Source organism: Saccharothrix sp. DSM 118769 (assembly GCF_052936295.1).
Map to the genome: position 1 here is coordinate 8,388,093 of NZ_CP193627.1, position 21,294 is coordinate 8,409,386.

General features: G+C 73.9%; 20 protein-coding genes. 10 read left to right on the plus strand and 10 right to left on the minus strand.

Annotated features, from left to right (window positions below):
• On the plus strand, positions 1–933 hold the full coding sequence (gene pucL, locus ACRAKJ_RS35525; protein ID WP_438924092.1) for a factor-independent urate hydroxylase: 933 nt from the start codon (positions 1–3) through the stop codon (positions 931–933).
• Positions 934–961: 28 nt separating this feature from the next.
• Here pucL and ACRAKJ_RS35530 read toward each other — a convergent pair whose 3' ends face one another.
• The 4 genes from ACRAKJ_RS35530 to aceB all read right to left on the minus strand — a co-directional run bounded on the left by ACRAKJ_RS35530 (position 962) and on the right by aceB (position 4,883).
• Positions 962–1,534 carry a GNAT family N-acetyltransferase gene (locus ACRAKJ_RS35530; protein ID WP_438924091.1) on the minus strand — a complete coding sequence of 191 codons (573 nt, stop codon included), beginning with the start codon at positions 1,532–1,534 and terminating at the stop codon, positions 962–964.
• A gap of 44 nt (positions 1,535–1,578) precedes the next feature.
• Positions 1,579–2,037, minus strand: coding sequence for an Imm1 family immunity protein (locus ACRAKJ_RS35535; RefSeq protein WP_438924090.1), 459 nt, complete (start codon positions 2,035–2,037; stop codon positions 1,579–1,581).
• A gap of 88 nt (positions 2,038–2,125) precedes the next feature.
• Positions 2,126–3,316 (minus strand): DUF6986 family protein, encoded by a 1,191-nt coding sequence (locus ACRAKJ_RS35540; RefSeq protein WP_438924089.1) that lies wholly within the window; start codon positions 3,314–3,316, stop codon positions 2,126–2,128.
• A 1-nt stretch (position 3,317) separates the two neighbouring features.
• Entirely contained in the window at positions 3,318–4,883 is a 1,566-nt protein-coding gene (gene aceB / locus ACRAKJ_RS35545) for a malate synthase A (RefSeq protein WP_438924088.1), read from the minus strand.
• An 83-nt stretch (positions 4,884–4,966) separates the two neighbouring features.
• Between aceB and ACRAKJ_RS35550 the strand changes: the two genes are divergently transcribed.
• The gene (locus tag ACRAKJ_RS35550; RefSeq protein ID WP_438924087.1) at positions 4,967–5,713 is read left to right on the plus strand and encodes an IclR family transcriptional regulator domain-containing protein; all 747 of its coding nucleotides are present in this window, start codon (positions 4,967–4,969) and stop codon (positions 5,711–5,713) included.
• A gap of 176 nt (positions 5,714–5,889) precedes the next feature.
• Here the strand turns inward: ACRAKJ_RS35550 and ftsY are convergent, their stop codons facing one another.
• Positions 5,890–7,299 (minus strand): signal recognition particle-docking protein FtsY, encoded by a 1,410-nt coding sequence (ftsY, locus tag ACRAKJ_RS35555; RefSeq protein ID WP_438925091.1) that lies wholly within the window; start codon positions 7,297–7,299, stop codon positions 5,890–5,892.
• Positions 7,300–7,414: 115 nt separating this feature from the next.
• On the opposite strand from ftsY, the gene ACRAKJ_RS35560 reads away from it, so the two are divergent.
• Both ACRAKJ_RS35560 and ACRAKJ_RS35565 read left to right on the plus strand, forming a co-directional pair.
• A complete protein-coding gene (locus ACRAKJ_RS35560; RefSeq protein ID WP_438925090.1) occupies positions 7,415–8,530 on the plus strand; it encodes an anhydro-N-acetylmuramic acid kinase in 1,116 nt (371 codons plus the stop codon).
• Positions 8,517–10,073, plus strand: a complete 1,557-nt coding sequence (locus tag ACRAKJ_RS35565) for a sodium:solute symporter (protein WP_438925089.1) — start codon at positions 8,517–8,519, stop codon at positions 10,071–10,073. Before ACRAKJ_RS35560 ends, ACRAKJ_RS35565 begins: the two co-directional genes overlap by 14 nt.
• A gap of 342 nt (positions 10,074–10,415) precedes the next feature.
• On the opposite strand, the gene ACRAKJ_RS35570 is transcribed toward ACRAKJ_RS35565, so the two are convergent.
• Entirely contained in the window at positions 10,416–11,351 is a 936-nt protein-coding gene (locus ACRAKJ_RS35570; RefSeq protein ID WP_438925088.1) for a GNAT family N-acetyltransferase, read from the minus strand.
• A gap of 48 nt (positions 11,352–11,399) precedes the next feature.
• Between ACRAKJ_RS35570 and ACRAKJ_RS35575 the strand changes: the two genes are divergently transcribed.
• From ACRAKJ_RS35575 to ACRAKJ_RS35590, 4 genes are all read left to right on the plus strand, one after another.
• A complete protein-coding gene (locus ACRAKJ_RS35575) occupies positions 11,400–12,026 on the plus strand; it encodes a maleylpyruvate isomerase N-terminal domain-containing protein (RefSeq protein WP_438925087.1) in 627 nt (208 codons plus the stop codon).
• A gap of 10 nt (positions 12,027–12,036) precedes the next feature.
• Positions 12,037–13,242 carry a cytochrome P450 gene (locus ACRAKJ_RS35580; RefSeq protein WP_438925086.1) on the plus strand — a complete coding sequence of 402 codons (1,206 nt, stop codon included), beginning with the start codon at positions 12,037–12,039 and terminating at the stop codon, positions 13,240–13,242.
• A 108-nt stretch (positions 13,243–13,350) separates the two neighbouring features.
• Positions 13,351–13,632 carry a hypothetical protein gene (locus ACRAKJ_RS35585; protein WP_306747635.1) on the plus strand — a complete coding sequence of 94 codons (282 nt, stop codon included), beginning with the start codon at positions 13,351–13,353 and terminating at the stop codon, positions 13,630–13,632.
• A gap of 14 nt (positions 13,633–13,646) precedes the next feature.
• Positions 13,647–14,363, plus strand: a complete 717-nt coding sequence (locus ACRAKJ_RS35590; RefSeq protein ID WP_438925085.1) for a 1-acyl-sn-glycerol-3-phosphate acyltransferase — start codon at positions 13,647–13,649, stop codon at positions 14,361–14,363.
• Between the two features lie 15 nt (positions 14,364–14,378).
• On the opposite strand, the gene smc is transcribed toward ACRAKJ_RS35590, so the two are convergent.
• The 4 genes from smc to ACRAKJ_RS35610 all read right to left on the minus strand — a co-directional run bounded on the left by smc (position 14,379) and on the right by ACRAKJ_RS35610 (position 19,832).
• Positions 14,379–18,182 (minus strand): chromosome segregation protein SMC, encoded by a 3,804-nt coding sequence (gene smc, locus ACRAKJ_RS35595; protein ID WP_438925084.1) that lies wholly within the window; start codon positions 18,180–18,182, stop codon positions 14,379–14,381.
• 64 nt (positions 18,183–18,246) lie between these two features.
• Positions 18,247–18,936: a zf-HC2 domain-containing protein gene (locus tag ACRAKJ_RS35600; protein ID WP_438925083.1), complete on the minus strand. Its 690-nt coding sequence runs from the start codon at positions 18,934–18,936 to the stop codon at positions 18,247–18,249.
• Positions 18,933–19,511 (minus strand): sigma factor-like helix-turn-helix DNA-binding protein, encoded by a 579-nt coding sequence (locus ACRAKJ_RS35605; protein ID WP_438925082.1) that lies wholly within the window; start codon positions 19,509–19,511, stop codon positions 18,933–18,935. The genes ACRAKJ_RS35600 and ACRAKJ_RS35605 overlap by 4 nt, the downstream gene beginning before the upstream one ends.
• Positions 19,512–19,544: 33 nt before the next feature.
• Positions 19,545–19,832 carry an acylphosphatase gene (locus ACRAKJ_RS35610; protein ID WP_438925081.1) on the minus strand — a complete coding sequence of 96 codons (288 nt, stop codon included), beginning with the start codon at positions 19,830–19,832 and terminating at the stop codon, positions 19,545–19,547.
• Between the two features lie 73 nt (positions 19,833–19,905).
• Here ACRAKJ_RS35610 and ACRAKJ_RS35615 point away from each other — a divergent pair, with 73 nt between their 5' ends.
• Positions 19,906–20,619, plus strand: a complete 714-nt coding sequence (locus tag ACRAKJ_RS35615) for a CAP domain-containing protein (protein WP_438925080.1) — start codon at positions 19,906–19,908, stop codon at positions 20,617–20,619.
• A gap of 18 nt (positions 20,620–20,637) precedes the next feature.
• A complete protein-coding gene (locus ACRAKJ_RS35620) occupies positions 20,638–21,189 on the plus strand; it encodes a hypothetical protein (protein ID WP_438925079.1) in 552 nt (183 codons plus the stop codon).
• Positions 21,190–21,294 lie beyond the last annotated feature (105 nt).

Sequence of the window (21,294 nt, forward strand, 5' to 3'; positions counted from 1 at the left end):
GTGGGCATCGTCCTGGGGCCGAACCAGTACGGCAAGGCGGAGAACCGCCTGGTGGTCGTGTCGCGCGAGGGCGCCGTGCACACCATCAAGGACCTCACGGTCGGCACGTCCCTGCGCGGTGACCTGGCGGACACCCACCTCACCGGCGACAACTCCAAGGTGCTCGCGACCGACACGCAGAAGAACACCGTGCACGCCTTCGCCAAGCAGGCCCCGGTCGGCGAGATCGAGGACTTCGCGCTGCGCCTGGGCAGGCACTTCGTGTCCTCGCAGGAGGCGATCACCGGGGCGCGCGTGCTGGTCGACGAGCACTCGTGGCAGCGGATCGAGGGCAACGACCACTCGTTCACGGGTGGTTCCGCGGAGAAGCGCACGACCGCCGTGACGATCGACGGCGACCGCGCGTGGGTCGTGTCGGGCGTGCGCGACCTCGTGGTGCTCAAGACGACCGGCTCGGAGTTCCACGGCTTCCCGCGCGACGAGTACACGACGCTGGCCGAGACCGACGACCGCGTCCTGGCCACGTCGGTCACGGCGCGCTGGCGCTACCGCGCGGAGGTCGTCGACCGGGCCGTGGACGCCGACCGGGCGGGTGGCGCCGACCGGGCCGGGGGCGTCGACTGGGCCGGGTCGCACGCGGAGGTCCGGCGACTGCTGCTGGCCGCGTTCGCCGGGAAGCACAGCCTGTCGTTGCAGCAGACCCTGTACGCGATGGGCGAGGCCGTGCTGCTGGAGCGGCCCGAGGTCGCCGAGGTGCGGCTGTCGATGCCGAACAAGCACCACTTCGCGGTCGACCTGTCCCCGTTCGGGCTGGAGAACCACAACGAGGTCTTCCACGCCGCCGACCGCCCGTACGGCCTGATCGAAGGTTCCGTGCTGCGCGACGACGCCGAGGACGCGGGGCTCGCCTGGTACTCCCTGCCTGAGTTTTAAAGGGCCGGAGTTCCGGCGGGCCGGAGTTCTAGCCCGCCGGGTTCCCGGGGGTCGGCCGGATCGCGGCGTACAGCAGCATGTCGACCCGCCTCCCGCCGATCTCCTGGTGGCTGCGCAGCAGGCCCTCGCGCTCGTACCCGGCGGCCTCGGCGGTGCGGACCGACGCGGTGTTCCACGGTTCGACGTACAGCTCCACGCGGTGCAGCGCGGGGATCGTCCAGGCGAAGCGGGTCAGCGCGGTGAGGGCGCGGCCGGCGACGCCGCGGCCCCGGCTGCGGGGCGCGACCGAGTAGCCCGCCGAGGCCCGGCCGGCCGGGAGCCGGGCCAGCCACAGCCCCGCACCGCCCAGCGCCTCGTCGGTGTCCCGGTCGGCGACGCAGAACGAGTAGCCGTAGCCGGTGGCGAGGCGGTCGTGCTGCCGTTCGAGGTAGGCCGCGGCCTGCTCGCGGTCGGCGTTCGGGGGCAGGGTGCCGATGGTCGGCACGTACGGGTCCGTCGCGAGGTCCAGCACCATGTCCACGTCACGGGGCTCGAACGCGCGCAGGCGCACGTCCCCGAAGGCGGGGAGCGGTGACGGCATCACGAGCGGTTCCGGTTCCACCCCGCCGATCATGGTGCGGGACGGCCGCGCGGACCACCGGTTTTTCACGCCTCGTGCAGCGCCATCCGCTGCACCCGCCAGGCGTGGAACAGGTCGGCCTCGTCGTACCAGTCCACGGCGGTCGGCCGCCGCGCGGTGGCCAGGAACTCCAGCAGCACGTCGCGGAACAGCGGCAGGCGCAGGCCGACGCCCGGCGGGAAGTCGGTGTACTGCTCGTCGACGTACGGCGCGCCCGGGTCGCCCTTGGGCCACCCGGTGAAGTCGTCGTCCACGTAGTTGACGTAGCCCCACCCGCCGCGGACGGCGAGGACCAGGTTGTGGTCGCTCTCCCCCTCCGCGTCGAGGTCGCGCCCGAAGTGCTCCAGCATCCCGTCGTTGCACTCGGGCCTCGCCAGCGCGGCGATGAGCGCGTCCACGTCCGCCGCGCACGCCACGACCCGGTACCGGAACTCGGCCCGCTCCAGGTCCGGCAGCCCGGTCCACAACCCGGCCCGCATGGTCATGCCCCCACCATGGCCGGTCGGCGCCCGATCGGCCGCGCGGAACCGCGAGATCACCCGTTCCGGTGACCGCGCGGGCCGTTCGGGGCGGTCACGCGCGGCGGGCGAGCGCCTGGAGCTCGGGCACGTCCAGGCCGGTCGCGCGGCGCACCTCGTCCTCGCCGAGCGCGCCGCAGTCCAGGGCGCGGATGAACGACGACGACAGCGCCTGCGCCGTGGCGGGCTCGTCCAGCACGGACCCGCCCGCCCTCGTCGCGTACGCCCGCAGCCGCGCGGCGTCGGCGGCCAGGCCCTCCAGGTAGAAGGCGTGCACGGCGGCGTACCGGGTCACCAGCTGCGCCGGGTGCAGGTCCCAGCCCTGGTAGAAGCCGTGCTCCAGGGACCGGCGGACGAGCCCGTAGTGGGTGCGCCAGCCGTGCTCCACGTCGTCGCCGACGGGCAGCACGTTGGTCGAGCCGTCGGACACCGCGACGCCCGTGCCGGCCGCCGACACCTGCATGGCGTTGCGGGCGAAGTCGCACGCGCCGTGCGCGAGGTGCTGGTGCGCCGCGCCCAACCCGCAGGCCGCCGTGTAGTCGTAGGTGCCGAAGTGCAGGCCGCTGACCCGACCGCGACCGGCCTCGACGAACCGGGGGATCGCCAGGCGGCCCTCCCGGTCCACGACCGACTGCGTCGTCTCGACCTGGATCTCGAACCGCAGCGGCAGGCCGAGCAGGTCGAGCACGTCACCGAGCACCTCGACCTGCTCGACCGAGGTGACCTTCGGGAACGTGATCACGAACCCCTCGGGCGCGCCGCCCAGCGCGGTGAGGAACACGTCGAGCGTGCGGATGCCGCGCTCGCGCAGCACCCGCGTGTCGAACGACTTCATCCGCAGCCCGAACCGCAGCGGCGCCGCGCCCGAGTCCACCCAGTTCCGCACGACGAGCGCGGTCCGCTCGGCGTCGGCGTCCTCCTCGGCGTCGTCGCGCAGGCCGTAGCCGTCCTCGAAGTCGACCCGGAGGTCCTCCACCGGTTCGGCGGCGAGCTTGGCCCGCACCCGGTCGGGCAGTACGGCGGCCACCTCGTCCGGCAGGTCGAGGACGCGCCCCAGGTCGGGGTGCGCGTCCAGCGCGGCAAGCGCTTGCGCGCCCCAGTCCCGCACGGTGCCCGCGGTGACCCGGTCGGCGGGGACGTAGCAGGTGTGCACCGGCTGCCTGCCGACCGGGGACCGCTGCTCGACGTCCACCAGCCGCGCGGTGAGCGCCCGCACGGCGTCGGCCGGCAGCGACGTGCGCGGCACGTCAGATCCGCTCGTAGGCGGGCAGGGTCAGGAAGTCGACGAAGTCGTCGGACAGCGCGACCTGCTCGAACAGCTCCACGGCGGCGTCCAGGTGCCCGCCGTCGGGGTTCCCGCTCCCGCTGCCGGGGCGCTCGCCCTCCAGCCCGGCCCTGACCCGCGCCAGCACCTCGCGGACCAGGTCGGCGGTGACCGGCGTGCCGTCGTCGAGCACCACGTCGTTGTGCACCCACTGCCACAGCTGGGAGCGGGAGATCTCGGCGGTGGCGGCGTCCTCCATCAGGTTGTGGATGGCCGCCGCGCCGTTGCCGCCCAGCCACGACAGCAGGTAGCGCACGCCGACGTCCACGGCGGACTCGACGCCCGCGCGCGTCGCGGTCCCGCCGGCCGACGCGAAGTCCAGCAGCTGCGCGGCCGTCACGGACACCTCGGGTCGCAGCTCGTGCAGCTGGTTGGGGCGGTCCCCCAGCCGCTCGTCGAAGATCTCCCGGCACACCGGCACGAGGTCGGGGTGCGCGACCCACGAGCCGTCGAACCCGTCGCCCGCCTCGCGGGTCTTGTCCGCGCGCACCTTCGCCAGCGCGTTCTCCGTGACCTCGGGGTCGCGCCGGTTCGGGATGAACGCGGCCATGCCGCCGATGGCGAACGCGCCGCGCTTGTGGCACGTGCGCACCAGCAGCTCGGTGTAGGCGCGCATGAACGGCGCGGTCATGGTGATGCTGTTGCGGTCGGGCAGCACGGCGTCCGGGCCCGCGTCGCGGAAGTACTTGATGACGCTGAACAGGTAGTCCCAGCGGCCCGCGTTGAGCCCGGAGGCGTGGTCGCGCAGCTCGTGGAGGATCTCCTCCATCTCGAACGCGGCGGGGATCGTCTCGATCAACACGGTCGCGCGGACCGTGCCGTGCGGGACGCCGAGCCGTTCCTGCGCGGCGGTGAACACGTCGTTCCACAGCCGGGCTTCGAGGTGGCTCTCCATCTTCGGCAGGTAGTAGTACGGCCGGCCGAGGGCGGCGTTGTGGAAGAAGTGCAGGCCGAAGTCGACCAGCGCGCCGACTGCGGGCCTCCCGTCGACCTCCAGGTGCCGCTCGGGCAGGTGCCAGCCGCGCGGGCGGACCACGATCGCGGGGCGCGCCACGTCGTCGCGCAGGGCGTAGCGCTTGCCCTCGGGCGAGGTGAACCCGATCGTGCCGCGGGCCGCGTCGTAGAGGTTGACCTGGCCGGAGACGACGTTGCGCCAGTGCGGCGTGTTGGCGTCCTCCAGGTCGGCGAGCCACACCCGCGCGCCGGAGTTGAGCGCGTTGACGGTCATCTTGCGCTCGGTGGGGCCGGTGATCTCCACCCGCCGGTCGCGCAGCGGCTCGGGCGCTTCGGCGACCCGCCAGTCGCCGTCGCGGACGTCCTTCGTCTCCGGCAGGAACCCGAGCGGGCGGCGGTGCGCGCGGCGGGCGACCAGCTCGTCCCGCGTCGCGGCGAAGTCGCGGTGCAGGCCGGCCACGAACTCCAGCGCGTCCGGCGTGAGGATCTCGTCCCCGCGCTCCACATCGCCCCCGAGGACGCGAACACCGGACATGGAGGTCCACCTCGTTTCGACTCGGTTTCTACTTCGCGGACTATAGTTTCCGCAACGCGGAACGGCAATGAAGGAGCGATACCGTGGCACGAGAGTCGGGCGGCGGCGTCCAGTCGTTGCAGCGGGCCTTCGACCTGCTGGAACGCCTCGCGGACGCGGGCGGCGAGGCGAGCCTGTCCGAACTCGCCGCCACCTCCGGCCTGCCGCTGCCCACCATCCACCGGCTCATCCGCACCCTCGTCGCCCTGGGGTACGTGCGGCAGAACAGCAACCGCCGCTACACGCTCGGCTCACGCCTGATCCGGCTCGGCGAGACCGCGTCGCGGCAGTTCGGCACGTGGGCGCGGCCGTTCCTGGCGCGGCTCGTGGACCAGGTGGAGGAGACCGCGAACCTGGCCGTGCTGGACGGCGACGAGGTGGTGTACGTGGCGCAGGTGCCGTCGCGGCACTCGATGCGGATGTTCACCGAGGTGGGCCGCCGGCTGCTGCCGCACGGCACGGGCGTGGGCAAGGCGATGCTCGCCCAGCTGCCGCGCGACCGGGTGCGGGCGCTGCTGGCGCGCACCGGGCTGCCCGCGTACACGCCGAACACGATCACCGACGTCGACGTGCTGCTGGCGGAGCTGGACCGGATCGCCGAGCAGGGCTACGCGCTCGACGAGAGCGAGCAGGAGCTGGGCGTGCGCTGCATCGCCGTGCCGCTGCCGGGCGCCCCCACCCTGGCCGCCCTGTCGGTCTCGGGCCCGGACAGCAGGCTGACCAAGGAGTCGGTGGCCCGCATCCTCCCCGAAATCCTGACCACCGCCCACCACCTCACCACCCACCCCTGACCCGCGAGAGTCCAACGCCCAGGACCCGAGAGTCCAACCCTCAGGTCGCGAGAGTCCAACGCCCAGGACCCCTGAGTTCTACGTCCGGAACGTAGAACTCAGGGGTCCTGGAGGTACGACTCTCGCGACCTGGCGGTACGACTCTCGGGGCCTGGGCGTTGGACTCTCGCCGGGGGTCAGGTGAGGAGGGCGTCGACGAAGGCCTGCGGTTCGAAGGGGGCCAGGTGGTCGGCGCCCTCGCCCAGGCCCACGAGCTTCACCGGCACGCCCAGCTCGCGCTGCACCTGGAACACGATGCCGCCCTTGGCGGTGCCGTCGAGCTTGGTCAGCACGATGCCCGTCACGTCGACGACGTCGGCGAACACCCGCGCCTGGGTCAGGCCGTTCTGGCCGGTGGTGGCGTCGAGCACGAGCAGCACCTCGTCGACCTCGGCCTGCTTCTCCACGACGCGCTTGACCTTGCCCAGCTCGTCCATCAGGCCGGTCTTGGTGTGCAGCCGCCCCGCGGTGTCGACGAGCACGGTGTCGACGCCCGCGACCACGCCCTGCTTGACCGCCTCGAACGCGACGGACGCCGGGTCCGCGCCCTCCGCGCCGCGCACGGTCGACGCGCCGACCCGCGAGCCCCAGGTCTCCAACTGGTCGGCGGCGGCGGCGCGGAACGTGTCGGCCGCGCCCAGCAGCACCGTGCGGCCGTCGGCGACGAGGACGCGGGCCAGCTTGCCGGTGGTGGTGGTCTTGCCGACGCCGTTGACGCCGACGACGAGGACGACGGCAGGCTTGCCCGAGTGCGGCAGCGCGTGCACGACGCGGTCCATCTCCGGGTGCAGCGCGTCGACCAGCACGTCGCGCAGCAGGGCGCGGGCGTCGTCGGGCGTGCGCACGCCGCGGCTCGCGATCTGCTCGCGCAGCGCCGCGACGACCTGGTCGGTGATGGCCGAACCGAGGTCGGCCATGAGGAGGGTGTCCTCGACGTCGGTCCACGAGTCCTCGTCCAGGTCGCCCGCGCCGAGCAGGCCGAGCAGGCCCTGGCCGAACGTGGACCGCGACCGCGACAGCCGCCCGCGCAGCCGCTCCAACCGGCCCGCGGTGGGCTCGATCTCGTCGATCTCGGACGCCTCTTCGGGCAGGTCCACCTCGACGAACCCGCGCTTGACCGAGTCGCGCGGCACGGACGCGTCGTCGCCGACGCCCGGCTGGCCGTCGACCTCGGTGCGGTCGGCGACCGGGTGCTCGACCGGCTCGACGACCTCGGGCCCGGCCACCTCAGGCCCGGTCACCTCGGGCTGGGCGACCGGGGGCTGGGCGACCGAGGGCTGGGCGACCGGGGGCTGCGCGGTGTCGGGCCGGACGACGTCGGGCCGGACCACCTCGGGCTCGGCGGTCCGGGGTGGCGCGGCGGTCGGCGCGTTGAACGTGATCGCCCCGCCGGCCTGGTAGCCCTTCGCGGGCTTCTCGACCTCGTCGCGCTGGGCGTCGGTGAGGCTGATCCGCCGGCGCCGGGACAGCGCGACGCCCGCCACGAGGGCGACCGCGAGCAGTGCCGCGACGACGACGATGATCCAGATCAGGGACGTGGTGGACACCGGCCAATCCTCGCACGCCCCCCTATGTGGACGATCGACGAACCGAGTTGATTTCCGGCAACTTTCCCACCGGCACTCTTGCGCGCTGCGGGCTGTGTGGAATACACCACAGGGCGTGAGGGTGATAGGGCTCATCTCGGGCACGTCGATGGACGCCGTCGACGTCGCCGTCGCCGACCTGTCGCTGGACGGGCCGACCGTCCTGCTGACCACCGTCGAGCACGCCGAGCACCCGTTCCCGCCCGAGCTGCGCGTGCCGCCGACGAGCGCCGCCGAGCTGTGCGAGCTGGACACGCGGCTCGGTCAGCTGTTCGCGGACGTGGCGTCGCGGTACGAGGGCGAACTGGTGTCGTCGCTCGGCCAGACCGTGCACCACTGGGTCGAGGACGGCCGCTGCCTCGGCACGCTCCAGCTCGGCCAGCCCGCGTGGATCGCCGAGGCGACCGGCCTGCCCGTGGTGTCCGACCTGCGGGCCCGCGACGTCGCGGCGGGCGGGCACGGCGCGCCGCTGGCGAGCACCCTCGACGCGCTGTGGCTCGCCGACGCCGACGGCCCCACCACCGCGCTCAACATCGGCGGTATCGCCAACGTCACCAAGGTTTCACCCGGAGGTGTGATCGCCTACGACACCGGACCGGGCAACGCGCTCATGGACGCCGCGATGGTCGTCCTCTCCGGCGGGATGCGCGACCGCGACACCGACGGCGAGTTCGCCCGGCGCGGTCGCGTGCACACCGCACTGCTCGACCGGCTCCTCGCCGACCCCTACTACGCGCGGCCCGCGCCGAAGTCGACCGGCAAGGAGCACTTCAACCGCGCCTACCTCGACCGCGTCACCGAGGGCCTGACCATGCCCGCCGAGGACCTGCTGGCCACGCTCACCGAGCTGACCGCGCGCACGGTCGCCGCCGAGTGCGAGGGCACCGTGGTCGGCTCGGGCGGCGGGATGCGCAACCCCGTGCTCGTCGAGTCGCTGCGGCGGCACGTCGACCTGCGCGCCAGCGACGAACTGGGGTTGCCCCCGGACGCCAAGGAGTCCTACCTGGCCGCGCTGCTGGGCTTCCTCGCCTGGCACGGCCTGCCGGCCAACGTGCCGTCCGCCACCGGCGCCGCCGGCCCCCGCCCGCTGGGGTCGTTCACCCCCGGCCGCTATCCCCTGCGCCTGCCCGAACCCGCGATCACCGCCGTTCGCGGGCTCAGAATCACTGGAGGACGCCGTGCGCGCACTTGATGTCGGCATCATCGTGCTGTTCCTGGTGGGCATGCCGCTGCTGGGGGTGTGGATCGGCGGGCGGCAGCGCTCGGCGACCGACTACTTCGTCAGCGAGCGCCGCATCTCGTGGTGGGTCGTGTGCGTCTCGGTGGTGTCCGCGGAGACGTCCACGCTGACCGTGCTGAGCGTGCCGACGATCGCCTACCTGGGCACGATGACGTTCCTGTCGCTCGCGATCGGCTACCTGGTCGGCCGGGTCGTGGTGTCGTTCGTGTTGCTCCCCAAGTACGTCGCGGGCGAGCTGGTCACCGCCTACGGGTTCCTGGGCAAGCGGTTCGGGCCGGGCGTCCAGGGCACCGCGTCGGTGACGTTCCTCGTGACCCGGCTGCTCGCCGACGGCCTGCGGCTGTTCGCCACGGCCATCCCGGTGAAGGTCGTGCTGGCCGCGTACGGCGTGAACGCCTCGTACTGGGTGATCGTGGCCGTGCTCGGCATCGCGATGGTGGTCTACAGCTTCCTCGGCGGCGTGCGGGCCGTCGTGTGGGTCGACGCGATCCAGATGCTCTGGTACGTCGTCGGCGCGGCCGTGGTGATCGTCGTGCTGAGCGGGAAGCTGCCCGACGGCTGGTTCTCGTCGGCCTCCGACGCGGGCAAGTTCCAGGTGTTCGACCTGTCGGCGTCGCCCTTCACGTCGCCGTACGCGATGCTGACCGCGTTCGTCGGCGGCGCGGTGCTGTCGATGGCCTCGCACGGCGCGGACCAGCTCATCGTGCAGCGGCTGATGGCGACCAAGGACGTGAAGGCGGCGCAGAAGGCGCTGATCGCCAGCGGCGTCGTGGTGTTCCTCCAGTTCGCGCTGTTCCTGTTCATCGGCGTGATGCTGTGGGCCTTCTACAAGGCCGCCGCGCCGGTGAAGGACCTCGGGCTCAACAACAACGACGAGCTGTTCGCGCACTTCATCGTCAACGACATGCCGTCGGGCCTGTCCGGGTTCGTGATCGCGGGCATCCTCGCCGCCGCGCTGTCGTCGTCGCTGGGCGCGCTGGCGTCCTCGACGGTGACGGACGTGGTGCAGCGCGTGCGGCGGACGCCGATGAGCGACGCCGAGGTGTTCCGGCAGGGCCGGCTGTGGACGGTCGCGTGGGCCGGGTTGCTGATCGTGTGCGCCGGGCTGTTCGCGACCCTGACGCGGCGCGGCAACCCGATCGTGGAGCAGGGCCTGTCGATCGCCGGGTTCACCTACGGCGCGCTGCTGGGCGCGTTCCTGCTGGGGCTGCTGTTCCGCAGGGCGCGGCAGCTCGACGCGGTCGTGGCGTTCGCGGTGACGGTCGTCGTGATGGCGTTCGTGATCCTGGGCGTGAAGTTCGTCGGCCCGGACGCGACCCTGGCGATCGACTTCTCCCCCGCCGCGCCCGCGCAGAAGATCGTGTCCCTGGCGTACCCGTGGTACACCCCGATGGGTGTGCTGATCACGCTGGTGGTGGGTGGCCTGATGTCGTTGCGGCACAAGGGCGACCAGCCGCCGGACGTGGCGGAACCGGTGTCCGCCAAGGCCGCCTGACGCGGGACCGGCCCGCCGGTTCCGCCGGTGTTGTCGGTGGTGGTCGGTAAGATCGGAAGCAGGGGTCCCCCTGGGCGGGGACCCCTGCTGCGCGTTCGCGTTCGGGGGACTTCGCGGGGCGGGGGTTCGCGGCCGGGGAACTTCGGGTTCCGGGGGTTCGCGGTCCGGGGGTTCGCGGTCTGGGGGCCGCCGAGGGGGTCGACCGGAGCCGGGGCCAAGGTTGGTACCGGGGCCGGGGCCGGGGCTGGACGCGGTCGGGGGCGGCTCGGGTTCGGGCTGAGGGTGGACGGGCGTGGGTCGGGTGGGGCGTGGGTCGGGGCGTGGGTCAGGGCGGGGTGCGGGTCACGCGGCCCGGCCCGCTCGGTAGGCCACGAGTTCCAGGTGCAGCCGGAAGCCCAGGCGTTCGAACAGCCGCTGGGACGACCGGTTGCCCGCGAGGATCGCGGCGGCGGCCTGGGGGCGCGCGCCGGCCGACTCGGCGAGCTTCCAGACCAGTTCGGTGATCAGGGCCGCGCCGACGCCCTGGCCGCGCACGTCCGGTTCCACGGCCACGAAGTCGAGGTAGAACTCGCTCGGCTCGGCCTTGCCGGACGCGTAGCCGAGGACGCGGTCGCCGTCCATGGCCACCACGACGGTGTGCTTGCGGCTGCCGTCGACGAGCGAACGGCCGGACAGGTAGGTCTTCGGGAAGCACCGCTCGTGCAGCACGGCCACGGCCTCGTGCACGGCGCGGTCGGTGGGCAGGACGCGCATTTCGCGCGCCGGGCCGGTGCGCGGGCAGCTCACCTCGCGCAGCAGCAGGGCGCGCAGGCCGTCGCCCTTCAGGGTGTGGATGCCGCACGGTCGGGCGGCGGAGAAGCGGTGCCGCTCGGCGAACGCGGCCAGCCGCCGGTGGCCGGTGTGGCCGAGCAGCTCGCGGTCGGCGACGCCGTCGAGCAGCGGCGCGGCGCGGGCGTAGAGGGCGTCGGCGGTCTGGTCCCAGATGCGGCTGCCCGCCGGGTGGTTGACGGGCACGTCGACGAACGGGCCGTGCAGGAAGGCGCGGTTCAGCTCGGTGTCGACCTCGACGCTCAGCGCGCCGCACACGCGGCCGGAGTCGTCGGTGGCGACGACCGTGCACGAGCCCCAGTCGGGCTCGAACTCGGCCAGTTCGGCGGCGAGGTCGCCGAGCGTCTCGCCGAGGTAGCCGATGTGGTGCGCGTCGTCGGCCTGCAGGCGCAGGACGAAGGCGAGCACGGCGTCCAGGTCGTCCTGGGTGGCGGGACGGATGTCGTACATGTCTGAGATGGTCACCCGCGGGGTCGGATGAACGCGAGGGAGTTTTCAGTGGTGGACGCCGGGGTGGACGCCGGGGTGGGCGTGGGGCCGGACGCGGGGCTGGGCGCCGGGGTGGTGCGGGCGGTCGCGCGGGCGTGCGGCGCGTTCCTCGACGGGGTGGTCGGGGCCGACTGGTCGGCGGAGGTGCCGGAGATCGGCTGGACGGTCGCCGCGACGGTGGCGCACGTGTCGGACTGCCTGCTCTGGTACTCGTCGGACCTCGCCGCGGGGCCGGTGGAGCTGAACGCGGCGGAGGTGCGGGTGCGGCCGTCGTCCCCGCCCGCGGACCTGGTGCGCGCGCTGCGGACGTCGGCCGAGGTGCTCGCCGCCGTCGTGGGGGCGCACCCGCCCGACGCGCGCGGCTGGCACCCGTGGGGCCTGTCGGACCCGGCCGGGTTCGCCGGGATGGGCTGCGACGAGATGCTGGTGCACACCCACGACGCGGCGCGCGGCCTCGGCGCGGTGTTCGCGCCCGACCCGGAGCTGCCCGCGGCGGTGCTGCGGCGGATGTTCCCGGACGTGCCGCCCGGCGACGACCCGATGGCCGCTCTGCTGTGGGCGAACGGCCGGGTCCCGCTCGGCGACCGGCCGCGGCGCACCTCGTGGCGGTGGCGCTGCGCACCGCTCGGCTCCTAACGTCGGGATCATGACGGACGAGGTCCTGGACATCCCCTTCGCCGACGCGTTCTCCTTCGACCCCTCCCCCACGTGGGCCAGGCTGCGCGAGGAGGCGCCGGCCGTGCGGGTGCGCACGCTCGCGGGCGCGCGGGTGTGGCTGGTGACCCGGTACGACGACGTGAGGCTGGTGCTGGCCGACCCGCGGTTCTCCCGCGCGGCGGTGGTCAAGGAGGGCGCGCCGCGGGTGGGCGTCTCGCGACCGCTGGCCGGCACCCTGCCGACCACGGACCCGCCCGAGCACACCCGGCTGCGCAAGCTGGTCTCCGGCGCGTTCGCGCACCGGCGGATCGAGCGGACCCGGGAGTGGGTGCGCGGGCTGTGCGAGCGGCTGGCCGACGACCTGGCCGACGACCTGGCCGCCGACCTGGCCGCCGACCCGGGCGACGGGGCCGACCTGCGGCGGGTGTTCGCGCTGCCGCTGCCGATCCAGGTGATCTGCACGCTGCTCGGCGTGCCCTACGACGACCGGGAGCGGTTCCGCGAGTGGGTCGAGCTGTCGTACAGCCTGGAGATGTCCGAGCGGGAGCGCGTCGAGGGGGCGATGGCGAGCCTGCTGGGGTACATGGGCGCGCTGGTCTCGGAGAAGCTCGCGGCGCGGCGGTCGGACGACCTGCTCGACGAGCTGTGCGCGACCTCGCTGACGCACGACGAGCTGGTGGCGTTCGCGCTGAACCTGCTGGTCGCCGGGCACGAGACGTCGGCGAACCAGATCACCAGCTTCGTCGCCACGCTGCTGCGCGACCGGCGGCACTGGGAACGGCTGGTGGCCGAGCCCGACCTGGTGCCGAGCGCGGTGGAGGAGCTGATGCGGTTCACGCGGCTCAGCGAGGTCGGGCAGCTGCGGGTGGCGCTGGAGGACGTCGAGGTCGCCGGGGTCGTGGTGCGTGCGGGCGAGGGCGTGATGGCGTCGATCGGCTCGGCCAACCGCGACCCGCGGGCGTTCGGCGCGCCGGACGAGCTGGACCTGGCGCGGACGCCGAACCCGCACCTGGCGCTCGGCGCCGGCCCGCACTTCTGCCTGGGCGCCCAACTGGCCCGGATCGAGCTCCAGGAGGCGCTGGGCGTGCTGCTGAGGCGGTTCCCGGGCCTGCGGGCGGCGCGACCGGTCGAGGAACTGGCGTGGCGTCGGGTGCTGGTCAGCGGCCTGGCGGAGCTGCCGGTCGTGCTGGGTTGAGCGACATCACTTGCCGCGCGTTCACGGCTGGGGAACCCTGGACGGGTGAGCAGTGAGGAAACGATCCAACTCGAACTCAACGACAGTGGGGTGGCGGTAGACCTCCCGATGCCCGCCAACCAGCGGGACCAGGTCCAGGAAGTCCCCTACCGGCCCGTGGAGTTCCGCGACGACGACCTGCCCAGCGCGTTGGAGCGCGCCGCCTCGTGGCTGCGGCAGACCCAGGACTGGCTCGGCGAGCCGGTGGACGTGATCGCCGTGCACCTGGACTACGACGACACCAAGGGCTCGCCGTACTACGCGTTGAAGCTGTTGTGCAACGAAGAGGACCTGGCAGGGGTGCCGAAGGTCGTGCGCGAGCACGAAGGCTCCTCCACTACTAGCGAGTAACGTACGCTGGTCGTATGCCAGATCGCGTGTACCCGCCGGTGATCGCCGCGGCCAAGCTGATGTTCCGCGTGCTCGACCTGCGCATCGCCCGGGACGGCACGGAGCACGTGCCGACCACCGGCGGGGCCGTGCTGGCCTCGAACCACGTGTCCTACCTGGACTTCATCTTCGCCGGGTTCGGCGCGCTGCCCGCGCGCCGACTCGTCCGGTTCATGGCCAAGCACGAGGTGTTCGAGCACCGCGTGTCCGGCCCGCTGATGCGCGGGATGCACCACATCCCGGTGGACCGGGGTGCCGGCCAGGCGTCCTACCAGCAGGCCCTGGCCGCGCTGCGCGCCGGCGAGGTCGTCGGGATCTTCCCCGAGGCCACGATCAGCCGGTCGTTCACGGTCAAGGAGGTCAAGAGCGGCGCCGTGCGGCTCGCGGCCGAGGCGGGCGTGCCGCTGCTGCCGACCGCCGTGTGGGGCACCCAGCGGCTGTGGACCAAGGGCCGGCCCAAGAGCCTGACCCAGCGACACGTGCCGATCACGATCGTCGTCGGCGAGCCGATCGAGCCGACCACCGACGCCGCCCTGCGCACCCGGATGCAGGAGCTGCTGGACCAGGCCCAGGCGCGCTACCCGGAGTCCGGCGACGGCCAGTGGTGGCAGCCCGCGCACCTCGGCGGCACCGCGCCCACGCCGGAGGAGGCCGTCCGGCTCGACGAGCGCAGGGGCGCGTCACCCGCGTAGCGGTCCGCGGCGCGGTCACCCGCCGGGCTCGACCCCGGGTTCGGCGGGCTCCGCGGCGGGAACGCCGGTGGTAGCGGGCTCGGCGGCGACGGCGGGCCCGGCAGTGGCGGGGTCAGCGGCAGGCTCGGCGACGGCGGGCTCGGCGGTAGCCGGTTCGGCGGCGACGGGTTCGGCAGCGACGGGCCCGGCAGCCGGCTCGGCGGCGGCGGCGGGCTTGGGCTTGGCGCGCTTCGGCCGGTCCTCCGCCGCGCGCAGGCGCTGCGAGATCACCTGGCTGATGCCGTCACCGCGCATCGAGACGCCGTACAGGGCGTCGGCGATCTCCATCGTCGGCTTCTGGTGCGTGATGATCAGCAGCTGCGAGTGCTCGCGCAGCTGCTCGAACAGGCTGATCAGCCGGTGCAGGTTGGTGTCGTCCAGCGCCGCCTCGACCTCGTCCATCACGTAGAACGGCGAGGGCCGGGCGCGGAAGATCGCGACCAGCATGGCGACCGCCGCCAGGGACTTCTCCCCGCCGGACAGCAGGGACAGCCGCTTGACCTTCTTGCCCGGCGGCCGGGCCTCCAGCTCGATGCCGGTGGTCAGCATGTCGCCCGGCTCGGTCAGCACGAGCCTGCCCTCGCCGCCGGGGAACAGGACCTTGAACACGACCTCGAACTCGCGGGCCACGTCCTCGTAGGCCGCCGTGAAGACCTCCAGGATCTTGTCGTCGACCTCCTTCACGACGGTCAGCAGGTCGCGCCGGGTCGCCTTGATGTCCTCCAGCTGGTTGGACAGGAACTTGTAGCGCTCCTCCAGCGCGGCGAACTCCTCCAGCGCCAGCGGGTTGACCTTGCCGAGCAGCGACATGTCCCGCTCGGCCCGCTTGGCGCGCCGGACCTGGGTGTCGCGGTCGTACGGGATGGGCTGCGGCGCGGTGACGGCCTCGCCGCGCTCCTTGGCCGCCTCGTACTCGGCGACCTCGTGCGGCGACGGCGGGATGAACACGTCCGGGCCGTACTCGGCGACCAGGTCGTCCAGGCCGATGCCGAAGTCGTCGGCGACCTTGCTCTCCAGCTGCTCGATGCGCATCCGCTGCTCGGCGCGCAGCACCTCGTCCCGGTGCACGGCGTCGGTCAGCTTCTCCAGCTCCACCGACATCTCCCGCACCAGGCTGCGCACCTGCGCGAGGAACGCCTCGCGTTGGCCCCGGCGCTCCTGGGCGGCGTCGCGCTCGCGGGCGGCGCGCTCCAGGGACACCGCGATCCGCGCCAGCGCCACCTCGCCGCCGCGCACGACGGCCTTGGCGACGACCGCGCCCCGGGCACGGGCGGCGTGCGCGCGCTGGGCGCGTTCCCGCGCCTCGCGCTCGGCGCGGGCGGCGCGGCGCAGGCCCTCGGCCTTGCCCTGCACCGCGCGGGCGCGTTCCTCGGCGGTGCGCAGCGACAGCCGCGCGTCCACCTCGCCCTGCCGGGCGGAGGCCAGTTCGGCGGCCATCTCGTCGCGGTGCGCGGTGTCCGGCTCGTCCTCCAGGTCCTGCTGCTCCTGGGCGACGAGGAGGCGCTCCTCCAGCTCGGCGAGCTTGAGCAGGTTCTCCTCGCGGGCCGCCTCGACCTTCTCGCGCTGCGCGCGCACCCGCTCGACCTCGGCCTCGGCGGACCGCACAGCCGCGGCGAGCCGGTTGAGCCGCTCCGAGGACCGGGCGCGCCGCACCTTGGCCTCGTTGAGCTGCTCCTTGAGGGCGGCGACCTCGGCGCGCCTGGCCTGCTGCTCGGCCCGCGCGCCCTCCAGGGCCGCCGTGCACTGCTCGGCCGCGCGCTCGGCCAGCGCCAGCTTCTCCGCGGCCTCGTCCACCGCGGCCTGCACCTCGATGACGCTCTGGCTGCGCGCGCCGGAGCCGCCGACGGCCCAGTCCGCGCCCAGCACGTCGCCCTCGCGGGTCACGGCCCGCACGTCCGGGTGGGCCTCCACCAGCGGCCGGGCCGCGCCCAGGTCGTCGACGACGGCGAGCCGGTCCAGCGCCCGGTGCAGCGCGGGCCGCAGCGCCTCGGGCGCCTGCACCAGCTCCACGGCCCACCGCGCGCCCGGCGGCAGCGACGGCCAGCCGGAGCGGTCGGCACCGGTCCCGGCGCCGCCGATCAGCACGCCCGCGCGCCCGCCGTCCTGCTCCTTCAACAGCTCCAGCGCGGCCACCGCGTCGGAACCCGACGCCACCGCCACCGCGTCCGCGACCGGCCCGAGGGCGGCGGCCAGCGCGACCTCGGCGCCCGGTTCCACGGTCAGCAGCGCGGCCACCGACCCGAGCAGGCCGGGCAGCCGGGACGCGAGCAGCGCGCCCGCGCCGTCCTTGCGGGTCAGGCCGAGCGACAGCGCGTCCACGCGCGCCCGCCACGACGCGATGTCGCGTTCGGCGGTCCGCTCGGACCTCACCAGCTCCTCGACCCGGCTCCGCGCCGCGTCGTTCGCCTCGACGGCCAGCCGGTGCCGCTCGTCGAGGCCGACGTCGTCCTCGTCCTCGGTGCCGGTGGCCTCGCGGCCCTCGGCCAGCTCCTGCTGCGCCAGCTCGGAGCGCTCGACGGCCTCGGCGAGCGCGGTGGACATGCGCTCGATCTCCTCGGCGGTCGCGCTCGTCTTGGACCGCAGCGCCTCCACCTGCCCGGACAGCCGGGCCAGGCCCTCGCGGCGGTCGGCGATGGCGCGCACGGCGGCCAGGTGCGCCTTCTCCGCGGCCGACACCTGGCGCTCCAGCTCGGCGCGGGTCTCCACGGCCTCCGCCAGCCCCACCCGGGCCTCGGTCACCGCCTCCTGGAGCTCCTCCTCCAGCAGCGCGGTCTGCTCGGCCTCGGCCTCCAGCTCGTCCGGGTCGCGCCCGCCGCGCGGCGCCTCGACCGCCGCCGACAGGTGCCGCTCACGCTCCACGGCCAGCCGCACGGTGCCGCGCAACCGCTCCTCCAGCGCGGAGAGCCGGTACCAGGTGTCCTGGGCCTGCTGGAGCTTCGGCGCGTCGGCCGCGACCTGGTCCTCCAGCTCGTTCTGCTGGAACTGCGCCTGCTGGAGGGACTTCTCCACCTCGGCCCGGCGGGCGCGGGCGCGGGCCTCGTCCTGCTCCTCGCGGGCCAGCGCCTCGCGCTGCGTCACCAGGTCGTCGGCCAGCAGGCGCATCCGCGCGTCGCGCAGCTCGGACTGCACGACCTGGGCGCGGCGGGCGATCTCGGCCTGCTTGCCCAGCGGCTTGAGCTGGCGGCGCAGCTCGGCGGTGAGGTCGGTGAGGCGGGTCAGGTTCGCCTGCATCGCCTCCAGCTTCCGCAGCGCCTTCTCCTTGCGCTTGCGGTGCTTGAGGACGCCGGCGGCCTCCTCGACGAACGCGCGGCGCTCCTCCGGCTTGGACTCCAGGATCGCGGCGAGCTGGCCCTGGCCGACGATCACGTGCATCTCGCGGCCGATGCCGGAGTCGCTGAGCAGCTCCTGGATGTCCATCAGCCGGCAGGAGTTGCCGTTGATCTCGTACTCGGTGGCGCCCTCGCGGAACATGCGGCGGGTGATCGACACCTCGACGTAGTCGATCGGCAGCGCGCCGTCGGAGTTGTCGATGGTCAGCGTCACCTCGGCGCGGCCGAGCGGCGCGCGGCCGGACGTGCCGGCGAAGATGACGTCCTCCATCTTGCCGCCGCGCAGGTCCTTCGCGCCCTGCGTCCCCATCACCCAGCGCAGCGCGTCCAGCACGTTCGACTTGCCGGAGCCGTTGGGGCCGACGACGCACGTGATGCCCGGCTCGAAGCGCAGGGTGGTAGCCGAGGCGAAGGACTTGAAGCCCTTCAGCGTCAGGCTCTTGAGGTGCACGCGAGGCAGCGTAACCGAGAAGGGTTCCGGCCGGTCACGGGCGGGGCGGGGCTGACCTGCGCGATCACGGCGCCACCGAGACCAGGACCTCCATGTCCACCACCACGTCGAGGCGTTCGATCTCCCCGACCTCGAACGAGGTCGCACCGGGGACGCGCTCGCCGCCGGCGTCGTCGGCGCCCCACCAGCCGCCGACCTCGGTGTGCCCGGCGCGGTCGTGCACGACGAGCTTGCACCTCATGCCCCTGGGCACGTTGCCGATGCTCAGCCTCAGCTCCGTGCCCCACGACCGGCCGACGAGGTCCGCGCGGGCCTCGACGCCGGACGTCGCGTCGACGGCGTGCCAGCTGACCGCGGCCGGGGCGTCGTCGCTCGGCGGCACGAGCAGCAGCGCGCCCGCGACCAGCGGCACGAGCGCCGCCGCGGCGACCGGCAGCGGCCACCGCCACCTCCGGCGACGGCGGGCGACCGGTCCGGGTCCGACCGGTCCGAGTCCGACCGGCCCGGGTCCGGGCGGCGCGGGTTCCGCCGGCGGCAGCGGCCACAGGTCGGGTCCCGGGCCGGGGTCGTCGAACGGCAGCTCCAGGTCCGACAGCCGGACCTGGCCGAGCAGGCCGGGCAGCGGCGCGAGGCGCACCACCTCCCGGCGGCAGGCGGCGCAGCCGTGCGCGTGCCGCTCGAACCACGCCCGTTCCGCCGGGTCGAGCGACCCGAGCAGGTAGGCGCCCAGGGCGACGGTCTCCGTGCAGCTCACGGCCGGGTCACCCCCCGCTCCTCCAGCGCGTCGCGCAGCGCGCGCAGGGCGTAGAAGCAGCGCGACTTGACCGTGCCGGGCGGGACGCCCAGCGCCGAGGCCGCCTCGGCGACCGAGCGCCGCCGGTAGTACAGCTCCACCACGGCGGTGCGGTGGTCGTGGCTGAGGCCCTTGAGCGCCTCGGTGACCTGCCAGCCCTGGAGGACGTGCTCCAGCGCGTCGACCACCGGCGGCAGGCGCCCGGGTCCGACCGGGGTCCCCGGCTCGGCGAACACCCCCGGCTCGGCGAGAACGCGCGGCTCGGCGAGGACCCCCGGCTCGGCGGGGACCTCCGGGGTGCGGCCGGCGCGCTCGCGGAAGCCGGAGACGGCCAGGTCGCGCGCCACGGTGTGCAGCCACGGCCCCGCGTCGTCCGGGGTCAGCCCGCCGGCGTGCCGCCACGCCCTGAGCAGGGTCTCCCGGACCACCTCCTCCGCCCGCCGGTGGTCACCCCCGACCAGGCGCAGGACGTAGCCGTGCAGGGGGCCGCGCCAGCGGCCGTACAACTGCCTGACGACATCTTCGCCCCGGTCCACATCGAGGTACTACGCCACCGGGCGCGGGCGCGTTCAACGCTCGGCGAAACCGGTGAGGCCGCCGCGGGGCTCCGACCAGCGCTCCACGACCGATTCCACCCGACCGGGGGTGGCGCCGGACCGGAGGGCGTCCACCAATCGGCGGCACGCGGGCTCCGGCCCCTCGGCGTTGACCTCCACCCGGCCGTCCCGCAGGTTGGACGCGGAACCGACGAGCCCCAGCTCAAGGGCTCGCGAGCGGGTCCACCACCGGAACCCGACGCCCTGGACGTGCCCGCGCACCCACGCGGTGAGGCGCACGGTCGGTACTTCTTCACCCATCGAGGCCATCCAAATATTTCACCCATTAGTGGTACGGTGCGCGACCGTGACTGCACGACGCGGTAATCGATCCGTGATCGGCGTACTCCTCGGCCTGCTGCTCGGCGCGGCCGGTGCGACCGGCGTGGCGTTCGCCGGTCCGGAGCGGCTGGCCCCGTTCACCGGCCAGAGCACGGCGCAGGGCGGCGGCCCCGGCAAGGGTATCGGCGTCGGCGGTGTGGGCGGCGTCGGCGGGCCCGCCCCGGAGCGCGAGCCCGAGGCACCGCCCGTGACGACCGGGGCCCCGTCGTCCACCACCACGACCACCGAGGCGACGACGACCACCACCGCCGCGCCCACCACCACGACCACCGGGACGACGACCACCGAGACCCGCGAGTCGTCGACCGCGCCCACCACCACGACCACCGAGGCCCCGGTGTCGCCCCAGGCCGAGGTCGTGGCCCTGGTCAACGACGCCCGCGAGCTGGCGGGCTGCGAGCCGCTGACCGTCGACGAGCGCGTGACGGCCGCCGCCCGGGACCACACCTCCGACATGGCCGACCGCGACTACTTCTCGCACACCACCCCGGAGGGCGTGGACTTCGCCCAGCGGATGCGCTCGGCGGGCTACCCCAACCCCGGTGGCGAGAACATCGCGAAGGGCCAGCGCTCGGCCGAGCAGGTCATGAAGGCGTGGATGAACTCCGACGGCCACCGGCGCAACATCCTCAACTGCGGCTTCACCACGATCGGGGTGGGCCTGGACACGCGCGGCTGGTACTGGACCCAGAACTTCGGCTGGTAGATCACCTTGGGAGCACCGTTGCACGACACCCCAGAGCAGGGCACGCCGGGAGACGGCACTCCGGAGTACCGGACCCCGGAGCCCGACACCTCCCGCAGGCGCGTGTCGCCGCACTGGCTGCTGGCCGCGTCCGGTGTCGCCGTGTCGACGATCTTCGCCACCGTCGCCTCCTTCGCGGGCGCGAGCCCCGGCGCGGCGCCCGCGCCCACCCCGCGCGAGGACGTGGTCAACCGCGACACCCTCACCACGGTGCCGCGCACGTCCTCGTCGGCCGAGTCGGTCACCGTGACCACGACGACCGGGACGACGACGTCCTCGTCGGCCGCCGGCACGACGACCACGACCACCGCGAAGCGGACCCGGGTCACGACGGTCACCAACCCCGACGGCACCACGACCACCACGACGGTCGAGGACACCGGGCCGACGCAGCAGCCGACCGACCCCGGCCAGGTGACCACGACGACCACCACGCCGCCGCCGGTCGTCACGACGACCACCACGACCACCACGACGGTGGTGGTCCCGACGACGACCACCACGACGGAGCCCGACAAGCCGACGACGTAACGAGCGTCCGCGCGACCGGTGACGGTCCTCCACACCATCGGGTGGAGGACCGGCTCGGGTGGTGAAAGTCGCGCCCCGCGCCGCCGATACCCCGGACACCCGGCC

Coding starts and splice junctions, on each gene's coding strand:
- ACRAKJ_RS35535 (WP_438924090.1), bottom strand. CDS start 2,037: ATGACCATGCGGGCCGGGTTGTGGACCGGGCTGCCGGACCTGGAGCGG.
- aceB (WP_438924088.1), bottom strand. CDS start 4,883: ATGTCCGGTGTTCGCGTCCTCGGGGGCGATGTGGAGCGCGGGGACGAG.
- ACRAKJ_RS35570 (WP_438925088.1), bottom strand. CDS start 11,351: ATGTACGACATCCGTCCCGCCACCCAGGACGACCTGGACGCCGTGCTC.
- ACRAKJ_RS35580 (WP_438925086.1), top strand. CDS start 12,037: ATGACGGACGAGGTCCTGGACATCCCCTTCGCCGACGCGTTCTCCTTC.
- ACRAKJ_RS35585 (WP_306747635.1), top strand. CDS start 13,351: ATGCCCGCCAACCAGCGGGACCAGGTCCAGGAAGTCCCCTACCGGCCC.
- ACRAKJ_RS35590 (WP_438925085.1), top strand. CDS start 13,647: ATGCCAGATCGCGTGTACCCGCCGGTGATCGCCGCGGCCAAGCTGATG.
- ACRAKJ_RS35610 (WP_438925081.1), bottom strand. CDS start 19,832: ATGGGTGAAGAAGTACCGACCGTGCGCCTCACCGCGTGGGTGCGCGGG.